At 38.2% G+C, this 8,246-nt stretch carries 9 protein-coding genes and 1 pseudogene; all 10 read right to left on the minus strand.

Features of this window, described 5'->3' with window-relative positions; translation table 11 throughout:
• Positions 1–209, minus strand: a pseudogene (locus T420_RS06770) (P-type DNA transfer ATPase VirB11); the annotation flags it as partial.
• Entirely contained in the window at positions 206–1,486 is a 1,281-nt protein-coding gene (gene virB10 / locus T420_RS0100290; RefSeq protein WP_013544429.1) for a type IV secretion system protein VirB10, read from the minus strand. The gene virB10 and the pseudogene T420_RS06770, both read right to left, overlap by 4 nt.
• Positions 1,483–2,343 carry a P-type conjugative transfer protein VirB9 gene (gene virB9 / locus T420_RS0100295; protein ID WP_013544430.1) on the minus strand — a complete coding sequence of 287 codons (861 nt, stop codon included), beginning with the start codon at positions 2,341–2,343 and terminating at the stop codon, positions 1,483–1,485. The genes virB10 and virB9 overlap by 4 nt, the downstream gene beginning before the upstream one ends.
• Positions 2,340–3,008 carry a VirB8 family type IV secretion system protein gene (locus tag T420_RS0100300; RefSeq protein WP_026501035.1) on the minus strand — a complete coding sequence of 223 codons (669 nt, stop codon included), beginning with the start codon at positions 3,006–3,008 and terminating at the stop codon, positions 2,340–2,342. The genes virB9 and T420_RS0100300 overlap by 4 nt, the downstream gene beginning before the upstream one ends.
• Positions 2,998–3,324: a hypothetical protein gene (locus T420_RS0100305; RefSeq protein ID WP_013544432.1), complete on the minus strand. Its 327-nt coding sequence runs from the start codon at positions 3,322–3,324 to the stop codon at positions 2,998–3,000. Before T420_RS0100305 ends, T420_RS0100300 begins: the two co-directional genes overlap by 11 nt.
• Before the next feature lie 189 nt (positions 3,325–3,513).
• On the minus strand, positions 3,514–4,506 hold the full coding sequence (locus T420_RS0100315) for a TrbL/VirB6 family protein (RefSeq protein ID WP_013544433.1): 993 nt from the start codon (positions 4,504–4,506) through the stop codon (positions 3,514–3,516).
• 5 nt (positions 4,507–4,511) lie between these two features.
• Positions 4,512–4,946 (minus strand): hypothetical protein, encoded by a 435-nt coding sequence (locus T420_RS0100320; RefSeq protein ID WP_026501037.1) that lies wholly within the window; start codon positions 4,944–4,946, stop codon positions 4,512–4,514.
• Complete coding sequence (locus T420_RS0100325) at positions 4,943–7,297, minus strand: VirB4 family type IV secretion/conjugal transfer ATPase (RefSeq protein ID WP_013544435.1); 2,355 nt, start codon at positions 7,295–7,297, stop codon at positions 4,943–4,945. The genes T420_RS0100320 and T420_RS0100325 overlap by 4 nt, the downstream gene beginning before the upstream one ends.
• A 9-nt stretch (positions 7,298–7,306) precedes the next feature.
• Positions 7,307–7,615: a VirB3 family type IV secretion system protein gene (locus T420_RS0100330; protein ID WP_013544436.1), complete on the minus strand. Its 309-nt coding sequence runs from the start codon at positions 7,613–7,615 to the stop codon at positions 7,307–7,309.
• Positions 7,616–7,966 carry a TrbC/VirB2 family protein gene (locus tag T420_RS0100335; RefSeq protein WP_013544437.1) on the minus strand — a complete coding sequence of 117 codons (351 nt, stop codon included), beginning with the start codon at positions 7,964–7,966 and terminating at the stop codon, positions 7,616–7,618.
• Positions 7,967–8,246: the final 280 nt, after the last annotated feature.

Raw genomic sequence — 8,246 nt, forward strand, 5'->3', positions numbered from 1 at the left:
ACTTTAGCGATACCGATGAGTTCATTAAAGGAGAGTTCTGGAACTTCGATTGTTTTCCATCCTTTTATTCCTTCGATCATGACTTGATAGGGACGATTAATGACGATTTCGAAGAGACTTTCATCTTTGAGAAAGGTACGAATTGGTTTGAGTTTTGTTGAGACGATAGCGACGGTTTCATCACTTATATTTTGAGAGTTTTGCTTCATTTGGGAGTTACCATAGAGTTTTTATTGAAGTCCCCTGAAAAGGCACGATGAATAATCTGTTTGTTATTTTCGATAATTTTTAATTTGTACACAGTGGAGAAATCGAGGTCGCGCACCACAAAGACATTGATCATTTCACCCTGATTTTTAGTTAGGGTTGGAGGGATATTGATGTAATTTTCTGCGAGCATTCTGGCCATATCTACTCCTGCAGAGATGGTCCCTATTCCTGATGTTCCTGAAGAGAATATATCTGCTCCTGCAGAGAGAATGTTTGTTGTTTCTTTTTCTTCCTTTTGTTGTTTTGGTAAATTTATCCAGTCGTTTGCATAATTTGTTGCATCTCTAACGATTGATACAAGAAGTGCGGAACCGAGGCGTTCAAACCAATGATTATCAATATCACCATCGATACCGGAGCGACCTAAAGCATCTGTTGCTGGTGAGCCCAATGTTATAATGACACCACTTGGTGTTTTGGCTCTATTCCACAATACGAAGAGACGCGTTTGACCTTTTTTTAAGCCGGCACGATATTCACCGACGATTTGTGTTCCTTTATCGAGCAAGACGACACGACCATTGTCTGACAAGATATCTCTGGAAACGATACAACTGACAAAACCTTGTTGTTCACTACTAACTGCTGTTTCTAAGATACATGGGATAGAAGCTCCCATTGCAATGATGTAATTTCGGTTACCGAGTGTTGAAGCGCGAATACCGTCTAGCTTTGTTGGTTTGAGGAGCTGATTGAACTGTTGTGCTGTTTTATCGGGGTTATTGTTTTGGGAAGGAGAAGCACCATTATTATCATTATTATTGGCTGTATTAGCTTGTTGCTGATTTGGATTTGAATAGGCCAAGACGGGAGCTCGTTGTGCTGCTTCCAACAACTTATTATCACTATTATTAGATTCTGGTTGATTGATTGTTGGCGTTGGTAGTTCAACTTTAGGCAACAGGGTTTTATTTTTGTCAACCAACTCAAGAGGAGCTAACGTCGGCTTGACGGATTGGAAAAGCTCTGTTTGCTTATTGGTTGTTTCTTTAGGCAATTCTATTGGTTGTTTCTTCGTATCTTTTGAAGTTGAAAGGATTGCATACATTAAATAAATACAGACACTGAAGAGGATAAGAAGAGCAATGGCTTTTCCTACATTAAAGCTCTCTTTTTTTCCTTGATTGTCTTTTATTGTATCGCGATCCTCTGTCCTATTACGATCCTTAATTGTATCGCGATCATTGAAGCTTATTTCGTCCATTTCATCATTCATGGCTGTTTCCCTACGTTCACTTCACGTTGGACAGAAGGTGATGTTGTACCGGTTTCGGGGTTAATTCCTCTTGGTATGAATCCTTTATTATAGATACACAGGACTTCATTACCGCGCCGCAAAGTGAATTGCATGGCTATGGCATGAACAATGACCTGGTTTCCTTTAATAGATTTTGGAACGATAGATTCTTGTCCATCAAGTGAGACAAGATAAATGGCAGGAATTTCGTTATTTCCTAAAAAGGTAAATGTTGTTGTTTTGCCGTTATCATAGACGGAGGTTGGTTCAATGATGGGTGAACCTTGAGCGACATAAGCCCAATTGCGTGGTCCAAAATGTTCGTGCATATTTAAGATATCATCTACAAACTCTTCTTCCTTTTGTTGGACTTTGGCTTCTTCGGCTAATTTTTTACGCAAGGCTTCATCTTCTGGATAACGAAACTTTACAAGGAAATATGTATCATTGCCAACGGAGACATCACCTTTACGCACCTGAAGTTCAAATTGATAAGATCGTTTTGTTCCGTCTGGACGGGTTGTGACGATTTGTAGATTGGTGGTGGGCTGAACTTCGCGCGGTTTAAGGAAGACAAAGTGACCGGCTGGGGCGACTTGCCAAGCAACGGAATTGCCAATTCCAATATAAGCAATGTTTTCATCGTTAGCGAATTCAATTTGCACTGAGGAGCGAATAGACCCAATGATTTTTGTGACATTGTATGGGTCATAGTTGATAAATCTGATGCGATTATCTTTGTGTGCACTAACGGGAGAGATTTCTGCCCATGACACTGATGCATGACAACTTATTGCAACAATGAGAGTTAAAAAGAATATTTTTACTCTGATCATTGGACCACCTCTGGATCAGATCTATATGCCGATACTTGGAAGCCAAGCGGGTTAATTAAACGATCTTCTACTGAAAGGCGTGCATTAACGTAGGAAAAATTCATAACTGAAACCCAATGGGAAATATCTTCTTTTCCATTGGGATCTCTAATCGTTTTATAGTACCGCACTTGAATGAGATCTTTACTTAAAAAAGAGATGGATTTTATTGTGATTGCTACAGTCATATTTTGATAGATATTTTGCGGGCTTTCTGGATTATTTCCCGAATACCATTTGGCAAAACGATTTTGTTCTTCTAGTGAGGATAAAAGAGAAATGATACGAAAGTTATTTGCTGTTTCTGATAATTGGAAACTTTCGCGTGCACGAATATATTTGCTAACGAAATAGCGTGTTATTGCTTCATCATAATTTTGGGGTTCATCTTTTAGAACACTGACGACATCGACGATACCGGTAGAATTATCCACGCGGATAACGAAAGGTTCTACGGTTTTTAAGGGTGTTAATGCCACTACAGCTAAAGCTAAAGCGATTGCCATCAACCCAAAAAGCACGGTCAAAGCCATGAAAATTTTCATTTGCAGTCGCATATTACGCATACGATCGATATCGAATGACCGCGCTTCTCTTATATATTCGTTAAATTCATCACTTTTCATCTGTGATCTCCGCATTTTTATAAGATGGCGCTTGATGCTTTATTGAATCTACAGGGGGTGTATTTAATTCGACATGAGCTTTTGGTATTTCATTTTCTAATGTGTTAAGGATAATGGCACGTGGAACTGGCTTAACAGCTGTATTGTGTTGGAGGACGTTTTGGTCATCCCAGCTCCATTTATTCCATTTACCTTGATTGAGCACACGGACATTCTGGCCATTACAGCGTGGGAGTTTTTGAGGGCCACTCTTTAAAGAGGCACAGCCGATAAGGGCTATCACAAGGATCAAAATGATAGTTATTTTTAGTTTCATTGTTTGAACTCACAAACATTTTGGAGGATAAATTGGTGTTTTGCACTGCATGATTTTACGAAAGTATCCAATAAAGCATGAGAGACGGCCTTTTGAAAAAGCAGAGCAAGCTTTTCATGTACTGTGCATATGATTAACGCCTTTTGTGTAAAGGCATTAACCGTGATTTTGGTGAAGAAACATTTGACATTAAAATGGACCACGACCACCCCCTCCACGCATCATTTGTGCAGCTTGTGCAGCTTGTGCAGCGGCGCTAGAAGCTCCTGAAGCTGTATGTCTTGCTGCACTTCCACCCAGGTTTAAGCCTCTTCCAGCCAAGTTTAAGGCGTTAGAAGCAATCGAGAACATTTGTGATCCTGCGGATGTTCCGGCATGGTGATATGGTCCTCCACTAGAGAGTGCAGAGGCAATGGTGGGAAGTGATTGGAAGAGAGTACTTCCTACTATTGAGACTACCAAGACAGGGGGCAGCAGGAAATAGATTGAACTATATGGGCTATCGAAAACATACAAAGTAATTTTGCACATCATTGTTCCCAGAAACATTACGAGAACTTGTAAAACCGTAAAATTAACCAATGTTGAAATCCATGCATCGGCGTATCTTCTGGTTACATTGAATAAATATAAACTAATGAAAATAGGTCCAAGACTTATTACCATTACCAATGTGATTTTTGCAAACATTTGGATAATAAAGCCAATTGTACAAAAAACAATAATTGCTAAAAACATTAAACCGCCAATCAGTCCAACTATAATCTTGTCAAAAAGCCAAGCTTTAGCTACAAAATCTTGATAACGAGTATTTGCCATTAACAAAATATAATCGAAGACATCGGCATCAACCGGATTACTATTGAATGCATTTCCAATAGCATTTGCTAAATTACCGAAAAATATACCTTTGACGTAAGTATTAAATACATCTGCATTTGTTGCCATTGTTGTCACGATAATGATTTTGACGACATTATTCAGAAGGCTATGCATTGAAAGGGCGACGTGGCCAGTCATAACATTGTAGCCATATAAAAAGATAAAAATGATTGCCGCAAGATTTAATGGTGCTGCAACAGCAGAAGACAAACTACTAACTGTTGAATCCACCACATCGTTGAGTGGTATTAAAATATATGAAGAAACACTTGCGAATGGGGTAAATTTAAAATCTGACATCAGTTTTATCTTGATCTTGGTTCAATGTTGACCTTACTTTTAGCTTGCTCCAACTGTTCTTGTAATGTTTTTTGAATAGATGCATGTTGTTTTTGTTGTTCTTCTTCACGCTCTGCTTCTTTTGATTTATTATTTTCCGATTTAATAATAGAAAAAGCCTGAAGTTTTAGAGCATCTACTTGAAGTTTAGATTGAAGAATAGCCAGCTCGATCTGAAGCGACTTCTTTGCCTCTTTATCAGCTGTTAAGATTTTATCATTGATTTCTTTAATTTTTTGTTCGTTTGTAATGGCTGAAGCATAAATAGTTTCAGCTATTTTTGATGGTGATGTATTTGATGGTGGATTTATGGCCTCTTGATAATATTGCTCTACATCTTGTGATACTGCGTGAGAGATGAAACATAAAGATGAGAAGAGCATAGTCATAATTTTTTTCATTGCGTTCGTCTCCTTTGATGAAATATAGGCAGCCATATATCCGGATTGGTTCCATATTCACCTATAATTTGATTCAAGAGTTCGATATTTCTGGTTGTTCCGCTTAAGACAGCAATTTCGTTATCCATTCCCCGTAAGTTGAGTTCTGCAACAATGGAATTTTGTCCTTGTTTAATGAGAAAACGCCGAGATTCTCTGCTTAATTCTGATTGGATTAATTCAAATTCACGTTCAGTCAGTTTAAAGTTTTCAACATAATCGTTGTAATTAGCTTTTTGATTTGGAAAAAATATTTGGGTGGGGCATTGTTCAATAATTGTGTGGGCAATGGTTGAATTCAAAGCATCTCTAGGGCTTTGTGTTGCAAAGAGCATCATACCATTTTGTTTACGAATTGTTTTGAGACGATCTTGGGTAAAAGCTTTAAATGAATCATCTTCGAGAGCTTTCCAGAATTCATCGATAACGATAATGATACGCCGACCATCAATAAGATCGAGGATGCGGTTAAACAGATACATCATCAAAGGGCGACGAATTTCTTCATTATCTAAGAAATCCGTCATATCATAACCTATGAATTGGGCATCTAAATTGAGATCATCGTGATCATTATCAAAAACCCACCCTAAAGCATTGCCTTTGATCCAACGTTTTAAACGCATGGCAATACCTTCTGTAGATGTATTATCAAAAAACAGTTGAAGTGCACCGAGAGAGCGTTGTTCTAGGGGAAGGCTTTCTAAGGAATTAATTGCTCTAGCAACGTCTTGTCGTTCTTGTTCTGTCACTGTTTGGCCTTCGGTGGTGACTAATTTTAAGACCCAGTGTTGAAGAAAGAGTTTATTTTTTTCGGTGTATTCCATGCCTTTTAATGGTGCAATATTGGTAGGTTTGCCGTTTTTCAAAGGCTTATATTTTCCACCTCCAGCACGTACAAAGATTTCTGCGCCCTGATCTTTATCGAAAAAGACTATTGTTGGGTTATATTTTTGCGATTGTGCAAGCAGAAAATTAACAATAACTGTTTTCCCAGAGCCTGATGGTCCGCAAACAAAGGTATTTCCAACATCACCATAATGAAAATTAAAATAGTAAGGCGAACCAGCTTGTGTTTGCAGTAAAGCAACGGCAGAACCCCAAACATTGCCTTTCAATTTGCCAATAGGGAAGGAATGAAACGGGGATAAGGCTGCAAAATTTCTGCTGCTAATGGCTCCAGAGCGTGCTCGATAGCTAAAGTTTCCAGGAAGCTGAGCCCACCATGCTGCCTCTAATCCTAGATCTTCTCTGGCTATAACTGCTCCACCGTTCGTCAGGTAAGAACGAGCTTTGGAGAGGTGTTCTGCTAATTCTTGTGGATGATCAGAAAAAACGGCTAAAGAGAGATGATGTTCTCCCAAAACAAAACGATTAGATTCTAAATCATCAAGTGCATCATCAAGTGCACCAATTTGTGAGCTGGCTCGATCAGCCACATTAATCATTTGATTTTGTTTACGGCTCATAATAGCACTTGCAACTGCTTTACTTTTAAAAACAAAGGATTGCGTTAAGATCAATTCAAAGGGCGCTGTCAACAAACCATCCGTCATACCTGGACGCGTTTTAGAGGGATATTCCTTCCATCCAAACATACCTACAAAGCGTTCATTGCTTTCATGACGAATTTCAATAATTTCTTTTCCAAAAAGAACCCGATCTGAGTAAATCGTTGAGGCAATAGTCCCAAATGTAAGGGGAATGCGTTCACGCCTTCCTCCCACTAACTGGTGAAGAAATTCACTTTGTTCAGAAAATAAAATCCCATCATGTTCGTAGGTTGACAAAAGCCGTGCTTCATAGCTCTCCAGACCTTGTATAAGATCTTGGCTTAACTCTTCGAGTTTCCGAATAGCTTCAAAATCTGGTTCCGATTGTGTCTTCTTGGCTTGTGTTAAGCGATGAAAAAAAGTAGCCAACTGTTCAGTTTTATCCGCTGCAGGATTCCAGAGTATCGAAAGATACAAATCATTCCGATAAAGATCTTTCGAAATCATTTTCTGTTTGTATTCTTCATCTAAGACTGTTGCAAAAGATGAAAAAAATTGGCTCTCTGGATAAATCGTTTCCCGTCGCCGAATGATATGAGAATATAAAGCAACACGTTCATCTGCAATATTTTTCAAGAGTGTGTTTAATTGGGTATGTAAGGAATTTAATTGAGTGATATCTGCAGTATCAAAATTGATACCTTCAATAGCAATCACTGTCATTAAGCAGCGTGAATTCAACGCAATTACACGTTGATTGACATGACGAACATAGGGAATATATTCCTCAGGCAAAGATTCCCGCTTCATCACTGACATCTGTCTCACTTAGTTTAGTTCCTTATAAGTTCGGATGAGGCGTAGAGGAGATGTAGATCCTCCACCCCATCTTGTCAGGTTCTTTTGTTTGCCTCGAGTATTGAGCCAAGCAAATAAAACACGAAACTGGTTATGATCCCGTTTCGTGATTTCCCGTAAGATAAAGTGCAAACCAATACCAAGACCAATCATTGAAAAACTGCTTGTAATGATAAAAAGAGTAGATGTTGCCATCACATTCAATGCCATTGCTTCCACGGTAACACCTGCAAACATAGCTGGTCTTGTACAGGCAAGAAAAAGGGTATCTTCGTTCATTTATGGTGTCCCCTTTAATAAAGTAACAAGGGCAGAAGCACCAAAAACAATGCCAATACCAAGAACACAGTATGCTGCTTTACGTAAATCAATAACACCATACATCCAGCCAATACCCACAATAGCAACACATATAGTTGCAATGAGCTTCGCTGTTGTACCTGTTATCATAGTAACAATAGCCTGCAAAACAGAATCAATATTCCCCAAACCACTAGCAGCACCGCTACTCTCAGCATAAGCAGGGTTTAACATGACAAGCATTGTTAAAAACAGTGTAATGATAATAAAATAGATATTCTTAGATATATAGATATTCTTAGATATATTGTTAGATATGTTGTTTGTCATTTAACCTCTCTTCAAAAAGAATATTGTTACATATTGACATCCTCTTATCTCTAAAAGTTAAAGACCTCTAATACCATAAGACTTAACAGTTTTAAGTCTCTTTGATCACGAACATTTTATCAAAAGCCTTTATTTAAAATCCTCTACCTAAGAGACAGAAAATTTAAACCATAAAATCTGATATGGATATTGTTATTTTATCAAAATGACAATATTAAGAGCGAAAAAATAATGTTTTTCTTTACAAAATGTGCTTAATTTGCAACAAATACTGTTGAAA

Source organism: Bartonella clarridgeiae ATCC 51734, assembly GCF_000518185.1.
Lineage (GTDB): Bacteria > Pseudomonadota > Alphaproteobacteria > Rhizobiales > Rhizobiaceae > Bartonella > Bartonella clarridgeiae.